This window comes from Chitinophaga sp. (genome assembly GCF_039596155.1).
Lineage (GTDB): Bacteria > Bacteroidota > Bacteroidia > Chitinophagales > Chitinophagaceae > Chitinophaga.
The window spans coordinates 133,121-155,854 of sequence record NZ_JBCNKF010000019.1 but is presented as its reverse complement, the minus strand read 5'-3'; the positions used below and the strand labels follow the sequence as shown (position 1 = coordinate 155,854).

18 protein-coding genes are annotated in these 22,734 nt (G+C 41.7%); 14 read left to right on the top strand and 4 right to left on the bottom strand.

Going from position 1 to position 22,734, the window contains the following annotated elements:
* The first annotated feature begins 2 nt into the window (after positions 1-2).
* The 11 genes from ABDW33_RS19045 (at position 3) to ABDW33_RS18995 (ending at position 10,703) form a co-directional block, all read left to right on the top strand.
* Positions 3-416 carry a hypothetical protein gene (locus ABDW33_RS19045; protein ID WP_343691676.1) on the top strand — a complete coding sequence of 138 codons (414 nt, stop codon included), beginning with the start codon at positions 3-5 and terminating at the stop codon, positions 414-416.
* Between the two features lie 565 nt (positions 417-981).
* Positions 982-1,341, top strand: coding sequence for a hypothetical protein (locus ABDW33_RS19040; protein ID WP_343691675.1), 360 nt, complete (start codon positions 982-984; stop codon positions 1,339-1,341).
* 531 nt (positions 1,342-1,872) lie between these two features.
* Complete coding sequence (locus tag ABDW33_RS19035) at positions 1,873-2,142, top strand: hypothetical protein (RefSeq protein WP_343691674.1); 270 nt, start codon at positions 1,873-1,875, stop codon at positions 2,140-2,142.
* A gap of 611 nt (positions 2,143-2,753) precedes the next feature.
* Positions 2,754-3,554 carry an IS4 family transposase gene (locus ABDW33_RS19030; RefSeq protein WP_343691684.1) on the top strand — a complete coding sequence of 267 codons (801 nt, stop codon included), beginning with the start codon at positions 2,754-2,756 and terminating at the stop codon, positions 3,552-3,554.
* A 1,333-nt stretch (positions 3,555-4,887) separates the two neighbouring features.
* Entirely contained in the window at positions 4,888-5,127 is a 240-nt protein-coding gene (locus ABDW33_RS19025) for a hypothetical protein (protein ID WP_343691673.1), read from the top strand.
* Positions 5,128-5,738: 611 nt separating this feature from the next.
* Positions 5,739-6,566: a hypothetical protein gene (locus tag ABDW33_RS19020; RefSeq protein WP_343691672.1), complete on the top strand. Its 828-nt coding sequence runs from the start codon at positions 5,739-5,741 to the stop codon at positions 6,564-6,566.
* A 1,280-nt stretch (positions 6,567-7,846) separates the two neighbouring features.
* Positions 7,847-8,275: a hypothetical protein gene (locus ABDW33_RS19015; RefSeq protein ID WP_343691671.1), complete on the top strand. Its 429-nt coding sequence runs from the start codon at positions 7,847-7,849 to the stop codon at positions 8,273-8,275.
* Between the two features lie 50 nt (positions 8,276-8,325).
* Positions 8,326-8,598 (top strand): hypothetical protein, encoded by a 273-nt coding sequence (locus ABDW33_RS19010; RefSeq protein ID WP_343691670.1) that lies wholly within the window; start codon positions 8,326-8,328, stop codon positions 8,596-8,598.
* A gap of 4 nt (positions 8,599-8,602) precedes the next feature.
* Positions 8,603-8,962, top strand: coding sequence for a hypothetical protein (locus tag ABDW33_RS19005; RefSeq protein ID WP_343691669.1), 360 nt, complete (start codon positions 8,603-8,605; stop codon positions 8,960-8,962).
* Between the two features lie 166 nt (positions 8,963-9,128).
* Complete coding sequence (locus tag ABDW33_RS19000) at positions 9,129-9,716, top strand: DUF1801 domain-containing protein (RefSeq protein WP_343691668.1); 588 nt, start codon at positions 9,129-9,131, stop codon at positions 9,714-9,716.
* A gap of 30 nt (positions 9,717-9,746) precedes the next feature.
* A complete protein-coding gene (locus ABDW33_RS18995) occupies positions 9,747-10,703 on the top strand; it encodes a family 43 glycosylhydrolase (protein ID WP_343691667.1) in 957 nt (318 codons plus the stop codon).
* Between the two features lie 44 nt (positions 10,704-10,747).
* Here the strand turns inward: ABDW33_RS18995 and ABDW33_RS18990 are convergent, their stop codons facing one another.
* Positions 10,748-11,296, bottom strand: a complete 549-nt coding sequence (locus tag ABDW33_RS18990) for a hypothetical protein (protein ID WP_343691666.1) — start codon at positions 11,294-11,296, stop codon at positions 10,748-10,750.
* A 237-nt stretch (positions 11,297-11,533) separates the two neighbouring features.
* Here ABDW33_RS18990 and dusB point away from each other — a divergent pair, with 237 nt between their 5' ends.
* The gene (gene dusB / locus ABDW33_RS18985; protein WP_343691665.1) at positions 11,534-12,571 is read left to right on the top strand and encodes a tRNA dihydrouridine synthase DusB; all 1,038 of its coding nucleotides are present in this window, start codon (positions 11,534-11,536) and stop codon (positions 12,569-12,571) included.
* On the opposite strand, the gene ABDW33_RS18980 is transcribed toward dusB, so the two are convergent.
* Entirely contained in the window at positions 12,531-13,253 is a 723-nt protein-coding gene (locus ABDW33_RS18980) for a protein phosphatase 2C domain-containing protein (protein WP_343691664.1), read from the bottom strand. The two genes, dusB and ABDW33_RS18980, sit on opposite strands and share 41 nt — an antisense overlap.
* Positions 13,254-13,398: 145 nt before the next feature.
* Between ABDW33_RS18980 and ABDW33_RS18975 the strand changes: the two genes are divergently transcribed.
* Positions 13,399-14,526, top strand: a complete 1,128-nt coding sequence (locus tag ABDW33_RS18975; RefSeq protein ID WP_343691663.1) for a Fic family protein — start codon at positions 13,399-13,401, stop codon at positions 14,524-14,526.
* Positions 14,527-14,717: 191 nt separating this feature from the next.
* Here the strand turns inward: ABDW33_RS18975 and ABDW33_RS18970 are convergent, their stop codons facing one another.
* Positions 14,718-19,340 carry an alpha-L-arabinofuranosidase C-terminal domain-containing protein gene (locus ABDW33_RS18970; RefSeq protein WP_343691662.1) on the bottom strand — a complete coding sequence of 1,541 codons (4,623 nt, stop codon included), beginning with the start codon at positions 19,338-19,340 and terminating at the stop codon, positions 14,718-14,720.
* A gap of 87 nt (positions 19,341-19,427) precedes the next feature.
* Between ABDW33_RS18970 and ABDW33_RS18965 the strand changes: the two genes are divergently transcribed.
* The gene (locus ABDW33_RS18965) at positions 19,428-19,949 is read left to right on the top strand and encodes an exonuclease domain-containing protein (protein WP_343691661.1); all 522 of its coding nucleotides are present in this window, start codon (positions 19,428-19,430) and stop codon (positions 19,947-19,949) included.
* Between the two features lie 32 nt (positions 19,950-19,981).
* Here ABDW33_RS18965 and ABDW33_RS18960 read toward each other — a convergent pair whose 3' ends face one another.
* Positions 19,982-22,636: a TonB-dependent receptor gene (locus ABDW33_RS18960; protein ID WP_343691660.1), complete on the bottom strand. Its 2,655-nt coding sequence runs from the start codon at positions 22,634-22,636 to the stop codon at positions 19,982-19,984.
* Between the last annotated feature and the right edge of the window lie 98 nt (positions 22,637-22,734).

The window sequence follows — 22,734 nt, the reverse complement described above, 5'->3', positions numbered from 1 at the left end:
AGATGCTTCTAAAAAAAGCCAATGAGATGAAAAGTAATGAGAAAGTTCTAATGGTGGTTTTGGCGATGGCCCTTATTGCTTTTGGCTTCTGGATGGGAAACAGGCGAGCAAACAGGCTCTATGAATATGGCTATTGGACAAAAGGTGTCATTTTTGAACTGGGTACCGATTATAAAGGAAGATCTGCCTTTAATTACGAATTCTATGTTGGTGGAAAAAAGTATACTAGTCAGGCTTCTGGAGTTGGGATACGTCATGGAGCGTTTCAGGACTTTATCGGTAAATCGTTTCCTGTAGTTTACAATTCAAAAGATCCAATGGAATGTAACATGTTGGTGCGACCCAGTGATTTTTCATCTCATGGAAGAGAATTACCTGATAGTTTATTATGGGTTTTAGGTTGTATGGAAAAATGATTGGAAGTACTATGTAAAGATTGCAAAGGAAACACAATCGTTATCTCATTATGATTTTGATGAAATACCAGGTTATACAGAAGTGAAGAGTTCTTGGCAAAATTTTGAAGGATCATTACTTATGCAACAGATGTAGTTCTAAATACGAATGGTAGAATGTTATTTAATCTGAGTGGTGTAGATCATGATTTCGCATTAACGATAAAATCAAGTCCTTGGCTTTATGATCAGTTAGCAGAATATGGAGGTCGTAGCCTATGGGAGGAAAGCAAGATTACAGAATGGGCGCTTAGCCGAATTCTAAATAATAAAAAGCTATTAAAACATACTGAATTTTACGAGGGAGGAGAGACAGTTGATATTAAACAGTTGTTGAAAAAAAGTTGTAGGATCAAGTAGTGGAAACGTAACATGGAAATGTCAACGCGCCACTACTTGCCCCTACATTTAAAAGACAAAACCCACACTGGTAATTTAAAAGTGAATCTAGAAGGGGCTCAAGGCATTGAGCCAACTTTAAAGACAGATAACCCTTCTGTAAATATTTCATTAAAAAAAGGATAATATGCGATTTCTACTTTTAATTATATTAGCTACATTATCATTCTGTAAATCAATAAATGCCCAGTTTATTTCAGAAATGCCTGATCTCCCAGCAATTCCAACAAAAGATGATAATCCGAACTATCCTGTTGGTAAAGATCCAGGGATGATTAACCCTATTATTCCAGCTCATTTTCGAGGGGGGACAGATTCATTAGTCGCTTATTTAAGGCGCCATATAAAATTACCACTTTTAAAATCAGATAACAGGAAAATGTACAGTTTGATTGTGGCAATTAATTGGATTCTTGTGGGAAGACAACAGAAGTTGATACACCTTGGGAGACTGAAAATGAGTGGCCAGAAATGGGAGAACAAGTAAAAATAGTGATAAAAAAAATGCCAGATTGGATACCAGCAACGTCGCAGGATAGAAAAGATCGGTTTAAGTCACTTGAAGTTTTTGAACTTTACGCACAAAATAATCATCTTGTAGTTGAGATAGCTAGAAAGTACTTTAAAATCTATTAGACATTAAGATTTAAGTACTTGATACCTTTGTCGTGATTTAATCAAGTTTTAAATTGTCTAGGTACTGTTCTTTTGAATATTGACCTAAAAAGACGATTTGAACGCTAGTTATAAAATAGCAAGGCGATTGTTGCATTAGTTTTAAGCAATGATATAAATAAGTAATAAGCCCCGGTCTGCTCTGGGGCTTATTATTTTGTGCAAACGCCTTCTATAATACTCCGCAAAAAAATCCATACTCCAACTACTATTGATTATTTGTTGCCTGATCAATGGCTGATTTGTCCGGGTTGGTAACTATTCAACAGCCGAAATAGGATCAGATACATACTATCAAGAACAACGGATACAATTTATTTATAAAAATTACAAGTTTAATGGTTTGGCGGATTTTGGAAATTATCATGCAGGATATATGGGGATTCAAGCAGGAGTACCTGAATCTGATCAATACATGTGGGCTGGGCTAGGTGAGTTGTCTAAGTTTCATAGTAATTTCTTGGAGCGAATTAAACAACTTGATGAGGGACGAGCTCCATATGGAGATCAACCAATAGACTATCTTTGGAATAGACAAGGAATGAAAGATTCTAAAGCTAATTTAATCCAGAATCCTACTATCCATGGATCCAATTTTGCAATCTATCCTTAAAAGTAAAAAATATTTTCATGAGAATTTTTATAGGGCAATTGGTTCTTTTTGTAACTATTCTTTTTTGTTTTTGTTCGAGTTTTAGTGACTATAGTTACAAAAATGCATTTAATTTAGAGATGTTTGTATGGACAATCTTTCTCGTGGGGTTGGGGATATGGACATTATGGTCGCCAAGGTTAGCTTTTATTTTTATTTTGATTTACTATTCATGTACTGCTATCTATAGATTCTTTATTTTAGAAATTGATATACTTTTGTATGTTCTGTGGCATATTATTTTTATCATTACTATGTGCTTGTCGATATCGGGGGCATATGCTACAAAAAGGGAAAAAAAAGGAGTTAATAATGAGCAGATATTGAAAATTTTCTTTAAAAAGTTAATGAATGATTAACGTCGATTTTAGTTTTAATTTTAGACAGAGTAACTTGGTAAATTGTTATTTTAAATAAATTAGGATCCAAGTTTACAGTGATTCACAATCATGGTTAAATAGCAGTGAATTCTAGTTAATAATTGTTTCCATAGTGGTGTTAGTTCTTAAGTCTATAGATTTTCCATTATTTTTAGATGGAGATTATGTAATTATTAATTGAGTTAAGAAAGCCTGGTAGCCACCAGGCTTTCTTATTTAAGGATCTCCTGCTGTGCAGATTTAGCAAGGAGGGCATCGCAGAGTGGGATAAAAGTACACGCGATGATGGATGCATTTAGCGGAGTTACTGAGTTTATCAGGATCACAGCAGCTAAAGAGCATGACAGGAAGTTCCTGTATCATTTGAAATTACCTGCCGGTAGCTGGTTGGTATTTGACAAAGCATATAATACTTACCACCATTTTGCCAAATGGACTACGCAAAAAGCATGGTTTGTGAGTCGCATGAAAGATAATGCAGTCTTCCAAGTAACCAAAGTATTGATAGATAAAACCAAACGAAAACAGTCGATTGGCGTGATAAAGGAACAATATATTACTGTCGGAATTAAAACAAATGGAACGGTAACAGAACGGCTAAAGCTGCGGCGGGTAACTTATAAAACAAAGGAAGGAAAGAGGTTGGTGTATATCACAAATGATTTTACACTGCCAGCATCAAAAATCGCTACTATTTATAAAAACCGCTGGATGATAGAGTTGCTCTTTAAACAGATCAAGCAGAACTTCCCGCTACGATACTTTTGGGGAGAAAGCGATAATGCCATCAAAATGCAGGTTTATTGCGTACTGATCGTTCAATTGCTAATGGTTGTAATCCGTAAAAAAGCAAATACCAAAAAATCATTTGCAAATATGATTACGGTAATCCGGTTACATTTAATGAGTTATGTAGGCCTGTTGGAGTTCATCAAAGACACTTATAAGGCTTGGCGGAAAACTCATAATGCGTCGTTTGATTTTTCAACCTAGAAAATATGGGGGAGCTACCCCATATTTTTAACACATAATATTTACCCTTGCATGCCTTGACTACAAAGCATACAAGGATCTTTTAACCCGGTTTTACACGGAAAATAATGATATTATTATTATTATTATTTATTCAAATTTGACAAAACAGCGTTAAGTTTATTTTATGAGAATTATTTTAGGACAACTGGTTCTTGTATTAACTATACAATTTTGCTTTTTTTTAAGTTTTAATGATTATCGTTTTCCAAACCATATTAATATTGAAATACTAGTGTGGACGATATTATTATCAATAATGGGAGTTTGGACAATCTGGTCTCCGAAACCAGCATTTATCATAATTTGGATTTACTATCTGACAACAGCTATCTATCGGGTTTATTTTTTGGAAATTGAAATTCTTTTATATTTTTTGGGCCATTTTTTTTTTATCTCTGTCATTAGTTTATCCATTTGGGGGGCATTTAGTAATGAAAAACGAATAATTGATTATAAATAATAAATTGAGAAAATCTTAATATTTATATGATTATGCGTTCAGCTAAGAGCATTTTTAAAATTTCGAACGACTCATTTTAGAAGTATATTAATGAAGGCTACTTGGATGAATGCAACAGATGATTCAGGTAGCCTTTCATGATCCTTATCGAAGCTTCTGAAAAAATTCAGCCACGTGAATGATCGTTCAACCTGCCACCAACCGGTTTATGAAACAAAACCTTTTACTGTCGGCGGTTTCTGAGTTATTTCTATATTCCATTTAGTACTTTTCAACAGTATCACTAAATTCACCCCTGTAGGCCATGTCAGTACGAATGAGCTTCATTCTTGAATTATTTTTTTTCTATTCTTCACAATAAGTCAAATCCACCTACTGAGTCATGAATATCTGCTGCACTGACACTGATCGCTATTGGTAAGCCCAGACTATCCACCGCCAGGTGCCTTTTTCGTCCATTAATATGCTTTCCGCCATCAATGCCTGTTTCAATATTTATAAATGGACTTTTTTTATACTCTGGCTATCAATCGCTGCTGCAGAAGGTGCATAATTTCGGCCCTGCCTCATTCGTTCTTTTCTTACAACCTTACTCATAACCTTTTCAAAGAATCCATTTTTCTTCCACTTGTTAAAATAATAGTAAACGATCTGTCAGTAAGGGAATTCGCTGCTTAAATTGCGCCATTGGCAACTCGTTCTGCAGATTCATAGAATAGCATTGAATATCTTTCGAAGACAATATTTACGCTTTCTTTCGTCTGTTAATAATTTTTCAATAGAATCGATAATGTCGGAGTTACGAGCTATAAAGAGAGAGTAGGAGCGAGCTTGAATGCTTTAGGTAATTTTGCTCTTCCTGCTTTAGAAGAACGTGGATTAACCCTTGGAGGAAATCTTATTGACAATGCTGAGTTAACACTTTTTAGAAGAGGAAATATAGGTGCTTTTTCAGAATTGGAAGTGCCGATGATATTAAAGGACGTGAAAAACGCTGCAGAAAGGGCTGGGGTTGGATTAAAAGGAGTGAGGCTTAGGGTTGATAGAGATATAAGTACAAAACCTAATTAACTATCTATGAAATATAGTGTTTTTTTAGTTTTATTTTGTCTTGCAGGTTTAAACAGGATGGAAAGTTAACTGGGATTCGCTTAACTGAGAAGAACTGCCTGTCATGTCATAGAGAGATACTATTAAATCCAACAATTATCGGAGCACTATAGTACAATAACCTTGTGCAAGATATTAGGTTGTAGCACACCTCATATAAATCACAACTATAAAATGACTCCTTGTATCTAAATATGAAACTAAATATTGTAGAAGGTATTTTTCCTCTGCAAACAGATCATCTCCTTATCAGTGGGATGCCTTTTTTCGGAAAACGCTTTGGTCACTTGCTGCACATGTTACTTTTTCTAAACATAAAGCATGTTAGGTCCTGTAATCAGGGGTAAGTAGATTTAATATTAATGAATTCAAAAGAATAGATCGTCTCAAATGTTCGAGCGTCCCCTTTTATATTTTTATATGGCTACGTCCGCACAAAAGGTAGGTGTGTTGAGTAATGTATTGGACGTGAGTAAGAATAAATTGGTCCGGAATAACTTATTACCTTTACGGATGCCGGTTTCCTGGATACAGATGCTTCGAAGCGATGACAAAACTCAATACCGTTGGAAATGAAATATCTAAGTATAAATCCGATTTATAAAAAACGTGAGCCATTGTTATTTCTTTGGCTATTTTTTAGCATTTTTTCTTGTCAAGTAGTAGCACAGAACCTTCCGTTTTGTAGTTTTCGGCAGCTAAGCCATGGGAAAAAAACTGCGGTAGTGGAAGAATTGAAGCTATATCCCGCGTTATTAAAGACTGAATATTTGAATCTTCCGATTGTAGACACCTTTTTGTCATTCAAAACTTGGATTCTTAACGATTCATTCAGAATTGAACATAAGGTGCCAAGCTATGGTTTAAGACTGTTCCGTGATTCGATAGCGGACACTTTAATAATAAATAACCAAAAATATGATTTAGAAAGAATTGTAAGGAAGCCCATAGTAGCTATTATCAGTAAAGTAGTAGCATTTAAGCTCGGCAGCAATAATTTCTTGTGTTTTAAAGTACTTAATGCAGGAGATGGACGCATTTTAACCTGCAATTTATTGATTTTTAACATAACTGATATTACTCATGTTGTGTGTTTAAATGAACTTGCAGATGTTCCAGGTGAAACTTGGATGGTAAAAGAGAACCTTATAACTGATTTGGATAATGATGGGGTATTGGAGGTGAATCTGGTTGACTCGTTAGAGGTAAGGCCATATTTGATTTATCCATCATTACTATTGAAATCAGATAAGCATTTAGTCTTGCGACAAGTTGAGGATATGAAATATTGCGTGGATTTACAGCAATCACGGTGGTACTTTGATATTGGCAAGCATTTGCAGGAATGTCGTATTTGTGATTTTGATTTTGATGAAGAGTCACAGGAAATGAGTTATTAATATCTCAAATCATAAAAAAATGATTCTAGTCACTATTGGCTTTGCTTATGGGTTTATTTTCTTGTAGTGATGGATATGTTACCAGAAGTAGTAACGGCCGGTGGCATTCTTCAGTAGAGATGAAGAAGGATAGTATAGAGAAAGCAGAGGTGTTGCATGTCCTAACTCAGGTTACTACTGATGATGTAACCAATTGATGAATCGTCTTGTTCAGAGTAGTTCTTTCAAATCTGTTTCGCAGAAAATGAGCTTGTTATTGCGGCGGGCGTCGATATTCCTTGTCATCAGATCCAGCCGACAGGATGAATACTCTGAGGGGACTAGTTTTTCCTGGAGGGGGTAGTGAGAGATATAATTTTACGTTAACAGATAAATTTATAAAATGGTGAATCCACGGTGGATGGTCATTCGAGCGATTGAAAAATTCGCCAACTTATAACTTCATAAATACAGCTATTCAAGTATGGGCGTTTTTTTTTGTTGACAGCTGCAATTGTTTCTGGGCTTGATTATACGACACAGAACAAATTTCAGATTCTTTATTTGGAAATAAGACCGCTTCTCGTTGGGACCTTAAGAATTTTGTAGGATGATTTCTGAATGTAGCAGCCGGAAAGAGTGCAAGTACGATGACTCCACATTTGGACGAGGCAACACGAAATGCGGCCTCTTTACGCAACCATGGGTTACTGGATGCTTTCTTTGCAAATTATTCAGCCTGAATCTCCTGACGCGGGAATATTTAAGGATTTACCAGCCTTCGGGGATCGGCCACGTAGAAGATAAATAACATTAAGCAATATGAGTAATAACTATATTAAAAAGATAATAACATTTAATTTAATAATTGGGCTTACAGGAATATCTGTATTATGGATGTTGATATTATTGATGCGAATGACTAAGAGATTTGTAAATATATTTTTTCTGTTACCCCATATAATTATTTATATGCTTTTTTTAAATGTTGGTTATTTTATTCTTTTAATTTACTCGGAAAAAATTGAAAAGGTTCTCAATGTTAAGTACAGTTTAAAGAGAATTTATTTATTAGCGTGTATTATAATTAATTTCTTGCTTGGTATAGCTTTGATTTTAGAGTTTTCTTTATATTGAAATCCTTCTTGTGTAAAAGCATTGTAGCTGATGTTGATTATTAAGGCTTGGTACTAAAAGTAGTAGAATAAATAAAAAGTCCCCGTTCGAATTAGGTAGGGGATTTTATTTAGTACCATCCGGGAACGGAACGGCATTTTTGAAGTATTCCTTATTGGAAAATATTGGGAGCTAAGAATGGTGGTGTAACTAAAATAGAATGGAAAAAATCTGGTATGGAACATGTAAATGAGTATAAATCATTGATAGAAAGCTTAAAGTTATTAGCTTGTTCTTATTATGAACAGGAACTACTACTGCCGGATTTTGTAGATGTACAGGATGAAGTATTAAATACTTTTTACGAAAGTTTTTTATTGTTACCTACTCTTATTGAAGGAGATTGTATGTCTATGCGAGGCATTGCAGCAATTGTTCGATTAAATAATTGGATAACTTTAGCGGAGCAAGATGAATCTTCGATGAATTTAGTATCTTTTAAGGAAGGTTCAGAATGGAGTAAGGTAAGGGCATTAGCTAAAATTGCGCTTGATGAATTAAATGAAGGGTTGACTTTGCCTGATCTAAGTTCGATTAGTTGGTTGCCAAAGTAATTTGAAAAATGGATAATCAAAGAAAGGATATCCACTGATAATCTTTTTAAATGAAGAGCCTTGTTGCAAAGTCAAACATGGAGCCTTCAATTTTTAAATGCGATAACGTAGTATCCCTTGCAAATAAAATCTCTCAAAGTTTAAAATGCATATTGACAGCAATAGTAGATAGTAAGCCAAAATTGAGGTTTATAAGACAAATTGAATTTAATAGTCCTATTGGATATTATAAATTTAAGAACTGGAAGCTTACTCCAACAATGACAGTTATGCCAAATATTAATGTCGATTTGATTACAGCAACACCAGAAACGATAAAATAATATAATGAAGCTTATTGGTAGTAAAATAGAAAATGAACTTAGGACGTCACTTACAGCGTCGAACTTGTCATTGTTTAATTCTAATAATGAGGTAATTAAGAAATTGAAGTTAGTTTATCCTGAGATGATTAGCGCCTATATCCTTAATTGGATACCTGAACAGGGAGAGGATATTTACTTTATATTAATTAACGGTTCTATTATTGTGCAGATTGAATACAATCGAGAGGATGACGAATGTTATATTACAGAAACATTTAGCATACCTGAGTATTATAAAGGAATAACTAAGACTAGCAAACTTAAACTAACAATTGCTCTTGAACTAGCCACTAAAGAAATGAACAAGAATGCAGGTAAGTAATTAACTGATTCCTCTGTGCTTGTTTAATGAGCAGATATCGAAAGTTTTCTTTAGAAGGTACCTAAATGATTAATATCTATTAGTTCTTGCTAATACCTCTTAGATTAACACACCCTCAAAAATCACTAACAAGGATAAAATCCTACCTTTATACAAATCACCTCTCATGCCTACCATCGCCACCCCCAACGACTTCTTCACCCACCTTTCCCAGTGGAAAGCCGAACTCCTCATCCTCCGCAAAATCCTCCTCAGCACCGGCCTGGAAGAAACCCTCAAATGGGGTAAGCCTACCTACACCGCCAATGGCAAGAACATCGTCGGCATCAGCGACTTCAAATCTTACTGCGGCCTTTGGTTCTTCCAGGGAGCTTTATTAACAGACAAAGCCAAAGTATTGGTCAACGCCCAGGAAGGCACTAAAGCCATGCGTTCCATGCGTTTTGCCTCTGTCAAAGACATCAATGAAAAACTCATCAAAGCTTACATCGCCGAAGCGGTTGCCAACGAGGAAAAAGGAATCAAAATCACGGCTGATAAAAATAAACCCCTCATCATCCCCGAAGAATTACAATCCCTCTTAAACACCCACCCGATCCTCAAAGAGAAATTCGCCGCCTTCAACAAAACCAATCAACGCGATTTTGCAGAGCACATCGCCACCGCAAAACAGGAAAAAACCAAACTGGCAAGATTAGAAAAAGTCCGCACCCTCATCGAACAAGGCATCGGCTTGCACGATAAATATAAATGATTATATTTGTCTAACTGACAATTATAATACATGAAACACATTCTAACAGGTCTCCTTCTTATACTTGCAACTCACCTGCATGCACAGATTATTCCCGGCGCCAAATGGCCCGATAACAACGGTGATCATATCCAGGCGCATGGTGGCGGCATCATCAAAATAAAAGATACCTATTACTGGTATGGCGAAGAAAGACGCCAGGGATTAGATACGGGTTACCGTTATGTAAGCTGTTACGCCAGCAAAGACCTCATGCACTGGACATTCAAAGGGGATGTTTTAAAATTATCAGATCCTGAGAAACTTGGGCATCACTGGGTACTGGAAAGACCCAAAGTATACTTCAACAAGAAAACTAAGAAGTACGTCATGTACTTCCACCTCGATAGCCGCGATTATAAATTTGCCCGTGTAGGGATTGCAGTAAGCAATAAACCTGACGGCAACTATACTTACGTAAAGAGCTTCCGTCCACTGGGCTTTGAAAGCCGCGATATCGGGCAGTTCATCGATGACGATGGTACCGCCTACATTGTATTTGAAGACCGGCCCAATGGTTTCCACATCGCGAAGTTATCAGATGATTATATGACCGTGGAGAAGGATATGAGCCTGGTAAAGGCGCCGATGGAAGGCGGAGCGATTGTGCATTATAAAGGACTGTATTATTCTATCGGCTCCCGTCTCACTGGCTGGGATCCTAACCCGAATAAGTATGCAACCGCACCCACGCTGGAAGGACCGTGGACGGAATTCGAAGACATCGCACCCCCTGAAAAACGAACCTATGGTTCACAATCTACCATGCTCCTGAAAGTAGATACCACCGTTATCTTCATGGGCGACATCTGGAAACCCAGGGAACAATGGAATTCTGCCTACCTCTGGATGCCTTTGCAGATAGGCGACGGCAAACTCTTCCTGCCACAACCGGAGCCCTGGACGATCGATGTGAAGACAGGGGCCTGGAAACGACTGGACAAGTAAGCGGCGCTTTATATACTAGAGCAAAAATTGGTAAAGGCAACGGCTTAATCACGCCTTAGCAATAACTCCTTCAACGTCGCATTTCCCAGCAAATCTACTGCTACAGCCAGCACCCTGCCTCCTGCAGGCAGGGTAGCTGGCTTATAATACCAGTCTACGCCATTCCTTCCCTGGACTGCCGCGCCCCGTTCCAGTAAAACACCTTCCGCATCCACTACCCGGACCTCTACCTCGGCTACTTTGAAGTCATCTTGCGCCGTCACGATCACCGTCTCTTCTTCCAGCCTGATACGCTGAATTTCCGGCGAATTATAAGCGTCTTTCACCGCCATATTATAGGCATTCTGCTTCGATCCCACGGCTTTGGCGGCATAATACGCCTTCATTTCCGGATCTTTCAGGATCTCATTCGCATAAGCGGCAGCTATTTTTAGCTTATATCTCGCCTCAAGTTGTTTGGCAGAAGGCTTTTTCGTGGAGGGGCAAGGCCTTTTGGCCAGGATGATCTGCCCATTCCTTTCATAAATAACGAATAGATCACCTAATGCTCCCTGGAGGAGCAGGAGTAGTGTCCTGTCTTTAACAATTGCCATACAGTCAATTTTTGGGGTACACTATAAATATAATGCATAGCTCGCTATATTAGATCAACTACGCTACTAATAGTGTACTAAATCAGTACTAATGTATCACTAAAAGGGCACCGCTATATCAATTTGATATAGCGGTGCCCTTTTAGTGCCCTTATAGTGACCTGTTGATATACTTTTGGCTATGCCGTCGTTATGGTATCGGCTACTATTTACTACCTTTGCATGCTTATTTTAAATATGGTTAAGATCGATCAAATAGTGCTGCCCGACTTCCCCCTCCTCCTTGCGCCCATGGAAGACGTGAGCGACCCGCCATTTCGCGTGGTCTGTAAGGAGAATGGTGCCGACCTGATGTATACGGAATTCATTTCCAGCGAAGGATTGGTAAAGGATACCGAGAAATGCCGCCGCCGGCTGGCCATATTTGGAGAAGAAAGGCCCGTGGGCGTGCAGATCTTTGGGGGGGACGAAGAGAAGCTGGCCATGGCTGCAAGAATTGTCGATATGACCCAGCCTGACCTGCTGGACATCAATTTTGGCTGCCCTATTAAAGGAATTGTGAACCGCGGAGCCGGATCAGGGGTGCTCAGGAACATTGACCTCATGGTTCGCCTCACAGAAGCATGTGTAAAGGCCACTCATCTGCCCGTTACGGTCAAAACCCGGCTTGGGTGGGATGAAGATTCGAAGAATATTGAAGAAGTCGCAGAACGGCTGCAGGATGTCGGGATTAAAGCACTCGCCATTCACGGTAGAACACGTTGCCAGTTGTATAAGGGCCAGGCCAACTGGGACCTCATTGGTAAAGTGAAAAATAACCCACGCATCACGATCCCGATTTTCGGTAACGGAGACATTGACAGTCCGCAGAAAGCGCTGGAATATAAGAACCGGTATGGCATAGATGGTATCATGATCGGTCGTGCCGCCATTGGTTATCCCTGGATCTTCAGGGAAGTAAAGCATTATATCCAAACAGGAGAGCTGCTCCCCGGACCGAACCTGGCTGAAAGAGTCGCTGCCTGCAAGCTCCAGTTAAGTAAGTCTATCGAGTGGCGAGGTCCCCAAATGGGCGTTTTCGCCATGCGTAAACACATGACAACCTACCTGAAAGGATTGCCTGAATTCCAGGAGTTCCGTAAACGGCTCGTGTCTTCCACTATCCACGAAGAAATTGTGCAGGTGCTGGATGAGATCCAGGCTGCCTACAATGGGTTTGAGTTTGAAAACAAACCTATTGAGTTGGTGAATTATCATGAGAATTGCGCACTCTGATGATGGCTACATCATCTGTAGGCATTAATCCGGCCTGATGTTCCAGGTATTTTAGCTTTTTATCTAATGTTCCGGGGTCAGAGAGTAAATAGGAGAGAGGATCTATATCTGGTTCTCCACCTGCTAAAGCGGTAAACGAGCTGATGCCGTCTGTGGAGATGCTGACATCCGTATATGCAGGAATATGGATGAATGCCTGTTTCGTATACCAGTGCGCAAAATCTTCCTGCAAATGATAGCCTACATAGTCTGGCTTGTTATCCTGTTCAAATATACTCACCTGACCATCTATGCTTACGACACCATCGCCGACTACCAGCCCTGTACCGCCTTCTTTAGTCAGCAAGCACACAATAATTGTCGTCAACATCTCCCGCTGCTCTAACTGCAATTGATTTTTAACGATTTTCAGTTCGTTAAATAACTGGTGAATGATACTCTCTAACTGTTGCGATAAAGGTTGTGGTGATGGCTGGATGAATGCCAGGTAGTGACGTTCTTTGGCGATCTTTCGTAATAATTTCCCTACGAGGGTAGCAATTAGGTAGCTGTCGGTGCCCATTGTACAGCCATCCATCACTGCGCATAATAATGTGCCTGTGCCGATGTAGTCATGGAATAAATAATCTTCGCAGTGGTGCAAGTGGTAAGCGCCTATTTGAAGGGTAGAATCGATGTGCATAGGTGATAGGGTAAAGATAGGATTTAATTAGAATTACCGAGTTATGCAGTCTATAAGTGTACATTGCTTAATCTACGCAGAAAGTGCGTTGAATATTTCATTGTGCGAAGATTAAGTCGTATATTCGACGCAAATATTGCGTAGAATGAGCGGCATATACATATATCAATTAAAGGGCTGGCCAAATTTTCAATGGAATAACGAGGTGTTGACTGGCATTCTTGGTGATATACGTTTCCGACAGGGGCGTTTATTAGGTAGTATGGAAGGACTAGGCTTTAATTTACAAGATGAGGCGACACTTGCTACCCTTACCCTCGATGTATTGAAATCAAGTGAAATAGAAGGTGAGATCCTTGATCATGACCAGGTGCGCTCTTCAATAGCCCGCCGTTTGGGTATGGAAGTGGCCGGGTTAATCCCCGCTGACCGAAATGTAGAAGGTATTGTTGAAATGATGCTGGATGCCACCCAACACTATGATAGAACATTGACCACTGAACGCCTTTTTGGATGGCAGGCCTCCATGTTCCCAACTGGTTTCAGTGGCATGTATAAAATTGTAGTGGGTACCTGGCGTAACAATGCAAAGGACGATCCGATGCAGGTTGTCTCCGGAGGTATGGGCAGAGAAAAGGTGCATTTTCAGGCTCCTGATGCAGATAGCCTGGAAGCGGAAATGAATCAATTCCTCCGTTGGTTTAACTCCGAAAGTACAATAGATCCAATCATAAAAGCAGCCGTTGCCCATTTATGGTTTGTCACTATCCATCCCTTTGATGATGGTAATGGCCGCATTGCACGCGCTATCACCGACATGCAGCTGTCCAGGGCAGATGAGACCAGCCGCAGGTTTTACAGTATGTCCGCACAGATCAGGATAGAAAGAAAAGCTTATTATGATATGCTGGAACGAACACAAAAAGGAACAATGGATATTACTGAATGGATAACGTGGTTCCTTGGCTGTCTTAGTCGTGCATTCAATGCTACAGCACTTACACTGACGGCTGTTATTAAAAAAGCCCGCTTCTGGAATAACACTGCTATGCAGGAACTAAACAGCCGTCAAAAGCTGATGCTTAATAAGCTGTTGGATGGATTTGATGGAAAATTCACTTCTTCTAAGTGGGGGAAAATCGCTAAGTGTTCACATGATACGGCTGTCAGGGATATACAAGACCTGATAGACCGCAATATTTTGCTGAAAGACGGAGCAGGAGGGAGGAGTACCGGGTATTTGCTTAACGAAGCTATATTTGATGCAAAATGATCTGAAGATTTAATTGTTGTAGCATATCAGGTAATAGGCTATGCTGACAGGTGGAGTACAGTTTAAGCATTTTTATTTTCAAAAGAGCACCCCGGAAGGTATACAATGCTTGATAAGCATGTATGTACAGCATATCCAAACCCGATTTATTACAAGCTGGTTTTTCTTACAAAGAAAAACCAGCCCACCTGCTAAAGCTCCTTTATCCTGATCACATTCACCGAATTCGGCTTCAACAGCACCTGCAATGCATCCCCCATCACCACCGATGGTACATACTGCACCGGCGCCTCCATACTATTTTCTGCCGTCGCATCTCCCGAAATCGTACTAATAGTTAACGAATGCTTTCCGCCTGTCGCCAGCTTAAGATCTGCCAGTACTGCCGTCCCATAGCCATTCACCGCCTTTACAATAATATCCCCATTCTTTGCCTTCCCGGCTATGCTATAAAACTTCTGCGGAGGGATATAGCTCATGATCAGCGTATCGTTCAAGAAGCATTTCACCGTATCCCTGCCCACTACTAATTTCACATCATACCAGCGACCGGTTTCTAACGGATGCAGGCTCTTTTGATCCGTTATACCCGCTACATCATATCCATTCGTCACACTTTCAAACACACAATGACTATTCCAGTACGAACCAATATGTGCACGCAAATACGTATTGCTGTCCAGCACCGCAAACGGGATCATGAATGCATTCACACCGCCCGTTTTACGCGCCTTCAATGTCAATGTATAGGTGTCGAAGGTATGTCCTTTCAACATGGCCAGTTGCTGTGCACCCTCTGCCGTCTGCGCGATTGAAGTGTCTGATACCTTCCAGGTACCTCGCGGGAAAGTCCAGTCTGCAGACGAAAAGGCCTGCCCGTTTACTTTGATATCTTTAAATTCCGCTTCTGTATCCCAGGTACCTAATCCAATACCACCTGAGAAAAGTGGCCGCTCATTATCTGCCGTAATATGTACTGTAGCAGGTACATTGAAGTCTGCTCTATTATCCGCCAGTAGTTTAATCGCATAATAGGAGATCCGTGCATAACTCTTCGCTGCATCAAAATGTATCAAATTCACCGGCCAGTCTACATCATGTTCATTAACCAGTAAGGGCGCGTAAGAAGACATCCTGACAAGATCTGCATTCTTCTCCATGCTCAACACGTAAATGGCATCACTTACCGCGGCCTGCATATTACCTGTGCCTACGCCTGCATTCGTCGCATATTCGCCCACATACATATCCCAGTCACCACGTTTATATTTATCAAAATGATCGAAATTGCGCATGCTCCAGTATGCATCTTTGTAAGCATGTTCATCTACCCGCTGCACATGTTTCATACTGTCGAGTGTATGCCTGTTCACATCTCCGATCCCCATGCTGGCCAGGATAATGATATCCGGATATTTAGCATGTATCGCATCATAGAAGAGATTGTAGCGACGGGCATATACCGGTCCATGCTGTTCATTGCCTACCTCTACATATTTCAATGGGAACGGTGCGGGGTGTCCATTTGCTGCACGTACCGCCCCCCATTTGGAGGTCACTGGTCCGGTAGCATATTCGATGGCATCCAGCGCATCCTGGATGTAGGGTGTGAGTTGTGCATCAGGAACGGATGTCCCACTGCGATATTCACAGGAAGTGCCTGCGTTAAATACAAACAATGCATCTGCATGAATGTCTTCGCAGAACTGCAGGTATTCATGATAGCCAAATCCATCGCTGCTCCAATATCCCCATGGACTGAAAGTGCCAGGGCGATCTTCTAGTTTGCCTATTGTGTTTTTCCAGTTAGGCGCACTTTCAATCGTGATGCCTTCTACAAAACAGCCCCCCGGCCATCTTACAAATGAAGGATGGAGACTGTCTATCAGCGTTGCGATATCATTGCGTAAACCATTCGGCCTGTTATGAAAGGTATGCGCCGGGAATAATGAGACAAAGTCTACATAGGCGGTGCCTTTTGAACCAAATTCCAATACAAATTTTGCGGTGTCAGAAGAGGTAGTGGGGATGAACGTACATTCGTATTTTTTCCAGTCAGCACCACCCGCTATATCAAAATTGTGGGCAGCTATCAGTTGGTTCCCCGCTTTCAGTGCGGCGGTCACTGCTCCTTTGTAGCCCCTTAAATAAAAGGATAACTGGTAAGACTCACCGGCTTTTACTGCGATTCCCCAGAAACCATTGTTGATCAATACAGCAGGCGCCTTTAATTGTAATGAATGGGGCGTAGCAGCAGACAATGGGTGATCGGTTGTTAAAGCGGCAATGCCGGTAACAGGTATGGAACCAGCAGTATTGGCAGCATCAGCAACCAACACAGTATCATCAATAGCTGCGGAAACTACAGTCCTCGCACCCACCTTTTTTGCCGCACCTGACTCTAAGCGCCTCACCGACCATGCAGGCCAATCACTCTTATATGGCCACTCCATTTTCCATTCGGTCGGCGGCACCTCCAGCATACCATTTACCAACCGCGTGCCTGCTGGTATACGGCTTTCTTCAAATCCCCTGTTCTGGATCATTTCTCCATACAATCCACCTTCTCCTGCATGACTGATCTCTTCAAAAAAGATCCCATGTAATGTAGATGGAATGGCACTGCCTACTTCCTTGTCGCTGACTGCGATCCTGGCGGAGAGCACTGGCGTGGCTTTTATAAGCCTTACGCCATGGGGTGGTATTTTTGCATGATAGGTTCCTTTAAAAACACCTTCATCCTGCTGCCTCCATACATTCCGTATCAATACCGTTTCTTTGAGAGGAATTGATATATCCTGATACACCGTATCCAGGTTAAATATCCCAATGGCCTTACTGCCATCTGCCAACTCCTTCACCCACACCTGCTCATTCACTCTTACTGCCTGTTTCCCTAATGTATCCTGATCGATGGCGATCACTTCATCATTTGTCAATAAATTTAACGTGAAACTATCCAGCTTACTCATATCGCAACCAATCAGCAAGGGGGCCGACAACAGGCTCCACAAGCTGACATGCGTATACTGTTCGTCTGGTGTTAATCTGGAAGGATGCAGACTTTCACCCCAACCCACCTGGCCCACTATCATCATATCCGGATCATTCCACCTGCCCGGTCCCGCATAAGTGGCCAATGGCCCCTGCGAAAACCCGATATTGTATAAACTTTCCCAGGTGTCTTCAATATCCTCTGTCGTACGCCAGCTTTGTGCCCCTACAGTGGCGCCCCATTCCCACACCCGTTTCATTCCATACTGGCATAGGTTGTATACGATATCCCGCGGCTGCTGTGCCAGCGCCTCGTGCATCACTTTGAACGGATAGATGTAGGCGGCCAATGAGGTATCTGTTTGTACATAACTACACCAGTCATATTTTAAGTAGTCCACGCCCCATGCACCATATGCCTGCGCATCGGCTGCTTCATGCTGGTAAGCACCTACAAATCCACCGCAGGTCAACGGCCCAGGAGAGGAGTAGATCCCATATTTCAAACCCTGACGATGCAGCCAGTCACCCAGTGCTTTCATATCAGAGAAATGCGCATTCGGCGGTAAATGACCATCTGCGTTCCTCGCTGCTGCCTGCCAGCCATCGTCTATATTGATATAACTCCATCCATGATCCGCCAGCCCTTTGTCTATTAATGCCTGTGCCGCCTGCTTTACTTTATCCTCGCTGATATTTACGCCCCAGCAGTTCCAGCTATTCCATCCCATAGGAGGCGTTAATTGTAAAAGGGTGTCTACTTTGATCAATATGTTTTTGGTAGTGCGACCATGCGCATTGGAGACCTGTATATCGATATAATAATTGCCTTTGGCAGCGATGTTCCCTTTTATAATATTGCCTTCCTGCACCAGGCCCGCCGGCAACCCGGTTACCTGGTAAGATAACGGTGCCTCACCCGTAGCTGCTATCCTGAATAAAACAGGATGTCCCGGGCGGGCGCCTATCACGGGGGCATTGTTAATCTTAGGATAAACACCTGCCGCCGGCGTTTGTATATAAGGTACGATGATCTGCCCGGAAGTCTTCAACCCCGTGCCTGTTTCTTTAAAGGTATATTTGAATATGATCCCATCTTTCTGTGGCACATCATACGTGAATGCCTTGTCTTCAAAAGGTGCCAGGCTATACACATTCGCTGCCTGCTTTATAGGCTTGCCCTCATCTGTTATCTCATAGCTAAATGTACCGTCTATACGTACGCCGAAATTGTTTTTAAGGTGTCCTAAACTGACATGCACGCCATCCACTTTTTCCAGCATATCAACAAATGGCTGTCCCATGAAAATACCGCCCGTTCCCCCACCGTCATATACTCTTACTGCTATTACATTTTCCTGCCCCCACCTGATGGCCGGGTGATTGGCCGCCAGGTGATAAGACCGGGTGTTCGGCCACTTCGTTACGTAGCCCCCGGGGTCTTCCGGCATCCTCCCCGTCTTTCCAATCAATACACCATTTAAGTATGTTGCGTCCACATCATTTACATGTGCCAGGAAGATCCGCAAACTATCTTTCCAATGCCCGGTTTTCTGTAAACGCACGTGAAACCTGTACCATGCATAACCATGATAATCAGGATACCCCTGTTCCTGCCATACCTTGCCTGCCTCCACATGATTCCATGAACGGTCATCATAAGTGGCCGACGCCCATACCGCACTGTCGCCAGTTTTAAACTGTGCTTTAGACAACATCACCGCCCCGGTATGCTGGGCCAGCAGGCATTGTGGCAAGAGGATCTGCGTGATTGAAAAAGTAGAAAAAAACAACTGCAGGAAGGTCAGGCATCTGGTCATATCGCAATTTAAGCCGCGCCTCCCTTTGGGTGTTTACACATTTTGCCGTATCTTGCGCAGATTTTAGTAAAATTAAATGGTAACCCCATGCCTTACATTATGGTAGACATCGAGAGCGATGGCCCTATACCCGGAGATTTTTCCATGATTTCTTTTGGTGCCGTTCTCGTAAAAGAAAATTTAGACCAGACCTTTTACGGTCAGTTAGCCCCCATCTCTGAGAACTACATCCCTGAAGCGCTCGCAGTATCTGGTTTTAGCAGGGAAGAAACAAAAGCATTCAATGATCCGAAAAGTGTCATGACTGCATTCAAAACGTGGATTGAAACTGTCTGTGGCAAAGATCGCCCTATCCTGATCAGTGACAACAATGGGTTTGATAGTATGTTCATTGCATGGTACTTCCATCACTTTATTGGCGTCAATCCCTTTGGACACAGCTCACAGAATTTGGGCAGCCTGTTTAAAGGAATGGAGAAGGATATGTTTAAAAACTTCAAACATCTGCGTGTGACGGAACACACCCATCACCCGGTAGCAGATGCGAAAGGGAATGCGGAAGCACTGCTGACAATGAAAAACAAAATGGGACTTAAGATCAGGTTGTAATATGTGAAAATTTAATCATCCCCACCATTCATCTAAAATGCCGCTGGCATTGCTGCTGCTGTCTTCGCTCCACCGAACTGACTAATATTGTATGTAAATGAAAGCAATGCATATCGTCCCCTCATTTGCGTCCAGGTATCCGTCACACTCGACGGCCCTACCATCCTGCTCGCACCTGACTGCTGATTCAACAGATCCTTCACTGAGATACTCAACTGCCCTGCTTTCTTTTTCAAAAAGCGATACCGCACGGAAGGCGACAAATATGGGAAATCCGGCTGGTAATTAGCCGGCAGACTGCTGTTGTAATTATAATACATCGACAGCCCACCTTCCCAGTCCTTCCATGAATAATCTGCCTTTCCTGTGAGACCTGTACTGAAGAAAGAGGTGTTTAATCCAACACTTGTTGACATGAAATTATACCCGGGTGATACACCGAACATCATATCCAGCCCATTTTTATCTTGATAGTTCCAGGTGAAGCTGCCATTGCAATACAAAGCGCGGCTATCATTCCTCACGTTATTGCTCAACACCGGGTTCTTTGAATAATTAACGTTGCCGGAAATATTAAAACCCGACTTACCACTCCCTGCCGGTATCGCATAATTCACCATCACCCCGATATTTTCCTGCCCCTCCAGGTTTACGGGTTTACTTACACTGGCGCCATTACTCAGCAGGGTAGTTGCGGACCCGATACTGTGTGAAACAAAACTACCCATCACTGCAAAGGACAACATCTTCATGTCTTTCATTCTTATGTAAGTGGCGTTCAGACTATGTGTATAAGGTTGTTGCAGGTTAGGATTTCCCTCCTGTATAAACAGTGAATCCGTCGTTTGAGTCACAGGCTGCAGCTGCTGAATCATCACCTGGTTAGGTTGCCCGCTATAGGTTAGCTGCAGGGAATTGCTGACGGCAGGGCTATAAGTAAACGAAAACTGAGGCAGCACATTGATATACCGTTTTGATAAACTCGTATGATTGGTTTTATTCTCTCCGTGCAACCAATCACTTTCTATGCCTGCGCCTGCCATTACACCAAATTTACCCATCGTTCTGGTAATGCTTCCTTTCAGGGACCCGGCATGATAAGTACTTCCAAACGTATTGCTCTGTGTCGTATCCAGCTTGTCAAAATGCCCGGTGGCTTCATTGAACTTCAGGGTCCGGTATTTATTATTATCCTTGCTCAATGTATATCCTCCCTGTACCTGCAGACTAAACTTACTTGTCAACGGCAGACTATAGCTGGCGTGCGTATTTACATTCAGAGACTGGTTATTACTCTTATTCTGCTGATGAATTTCATTACTGTAAGTCGTATACTTTGTCTCCGTATTACTCGTTGACACAGACTCGTTATTATTGTTCATCACGTTCATCATCGCCATCAGTCTTTCTCCGGTCCGTTTGAAACCGTGTGAATAATGCATACTGGTACCCAATGACGTCCCGGTATTATTACTGCTATTGGTACCTGTTGACTGGTAAGTCTGCACCCCTGTTTTTTCAAGCTGCTGTGACGACTGTTGTGTAGAGATATTTTCCGACTTGTTAATTCCGAAACTCGGGCTCATCACAAAAGTAGACTTGCTACCTTTGCCTATATTCAGATTTCCGTTGAACTGGTGACTGTAATTATTCATCACACCTCCTGAATTGCGGTCCTGGATAGTGGAAGAGTCATTGGGGTAAATATTCAATACATGTGTGCGGCTTGCGTTCTCATTATGCATATTGGTCGTGAGCACATTGCCTGAAAATCCAACCTGCTTGTTCCTGCTATCCCTATAGTTCGCTCCACCATTGATCAGCCGTTGTTTACCGCTGTTCATGGCAGGCATGGCATCCATCCCCATTCTTTCCCGTTCCACATTTCCCAGGTCACCCAGTATAGAATATTGTTGCCCGCTATTCATCCGGTTCACGTCTCCTGATAACGTATAGGTTTGTGCAGTGCCTACACCTGCGCTGCCTTTCCCGAAGGTGCCTTTTCGTTTATTTGCCTGTAATACGATGTTCAATGTCCTGGGGCCGTTGATATTTTTATTCTCCGGGTCTGTAGCGTATACCTGGATCTTCTTGACAATTTCCGCAGGCAGGTGCGTCAATGCCATCTCTTTGTCGCCGGTAAAGAACGGCTCTCCGTCTACCGTCAGTTGATCGATGGTGATCCCATTCACCTTCATCGTACCATCGTTATTAATCTGTATACCGGGTAATAGTTTCACCAGCGACGACAATGCTGCATAAGGTTTAGTCGGAAAACGGCTGGCATTGAACTCCAACGTATCTTTTTTGATGACCATCGGCGGTTCGGCTACAACAATAGTATCCAGCGTTTTCGCGGACAGGAACATATAAATCGTGTCCATGTTCAGCGACGCATGCTGCGCATCGAGAGAAACAGCTTTCTGAACAGGTGCTAATCCCTGAAAGGATATATGTACGTTGTAATCGCCATAAGGTAAATTGTCACAACTAAATCCACCCGTTGCATTGGAGAAGACTGATTTCTGCACCGTGGTGCCTTTCAGGATCGTGATATAAGCGTCTTTCAGTGTGAGATGAGTAACGGTATCTGCCAATTGCCCGTAGATCTTACCCGTTTTCTGGGCAATAGCAGGCGTTGATACAAATAGTACCAGGTACAGCAGAATATTCTTTAACGATGGCATCCAGGTTAAATGGTTGGGTTTGATCGGCGAAATTACTGAATAAACACGGTTAACAAAAAGTTAATATGCTACAACTCCATATTAGAATAGCTTTGCAC

Coding starts and splice junctions, on each gene's coding strand:
- ABDW33_RS18970 (WP_343691662.1), bottom strand. CDS start 19,340: ATGACCAGATGCCTGACCTTCCTGCAGTTGTTTTTTTCTACTTTTTCA.
- ABDW33_RS18975 (WP_343691663.1), top strand. CDS start 13,399: ATGAGCGGCATATACATATATCAATTAAAGGGCTGGCCAAATTTTCAA.
- ABDW33_RS19040 (WP_343691675.1), top strand. CDS start 982: ATGCGATTTCTACTTTTAATTATATTAGCTACATTATCATTCTGTAAA.
- ABDW33_RS18980 (WP_343691664.1), bottom strand. CDS start 13,253: ATGCACATCGATTCTACCCTTCAAATAGGCGCTTACCACTTGCACCAC.
- dusB (WP_343691665.1), top strand. CDS start 11,534: ATGGTTAAGATCGATCAAATAGTGCTGCCCGACTTCCCCCTCCTCCTT.
- ABDW33_RS19005 (WP_343691669.1), top strand. CDS start 8,603: ATGAAGCTTATTGGTAGTAAAATAGAAAATGAACTTAGGACGTCACTT.
- ABDW33_RS19020 (WP_343691672.1), top strand. CDS start 5,739: ATGAAATATCTAAGTATAAATCCGATTTATAAAAAACGTGAGCCATTG.
- ABDW33_RS19000 (WP_343691668.1), top strand. CDS start 9,129: ATGCCTACCATCGCCACCCCCAACGACTTCTTCACCCACCTTTCCCAG.
- ABDW33_RS18965 (WP_343691661.1), top strand. CDS start 19,428: ATGCCTTACATTATGGTAGACATCGAGAGCGATGGCCCTATACCCGGA.
- ABDW33_RS18990 (WP_343691666.1), bottom strand. CDS start 11,296: ATGGCAATTGTTAAAGACAGGACACTACTCCTGCTCCTCCAGGGAGCA.
- ABDW33_RS19045 (WP_343691676.1), top strand. CDS start 3: ATGCTTCTAAAAAAAGCCAATGAGATGAAAAGTAATGAGAAAGTTCTA.
- ABDW33_RS19010 (WP_343691670.1), top strand. CDS start 8,326: ATGAAGAGCCTTGTTGCAAAGTCAAACATGGAGCCTTCAATTTTTAAA.
- ABDW33_RS18960 (WP_343691660.1), bottom strand. CDS start 22,636: ATGCCATCGTTAAAGAATATTCTGCTGTACCTGGTACTATTTGTATCA.
- ABDW33_RS18995 (WP_343691667.1), top strand. CDS start 9,747: ATGAAACACATTCTAACAGGTCTCCTTCTTATACTTGCAACTCACCTG.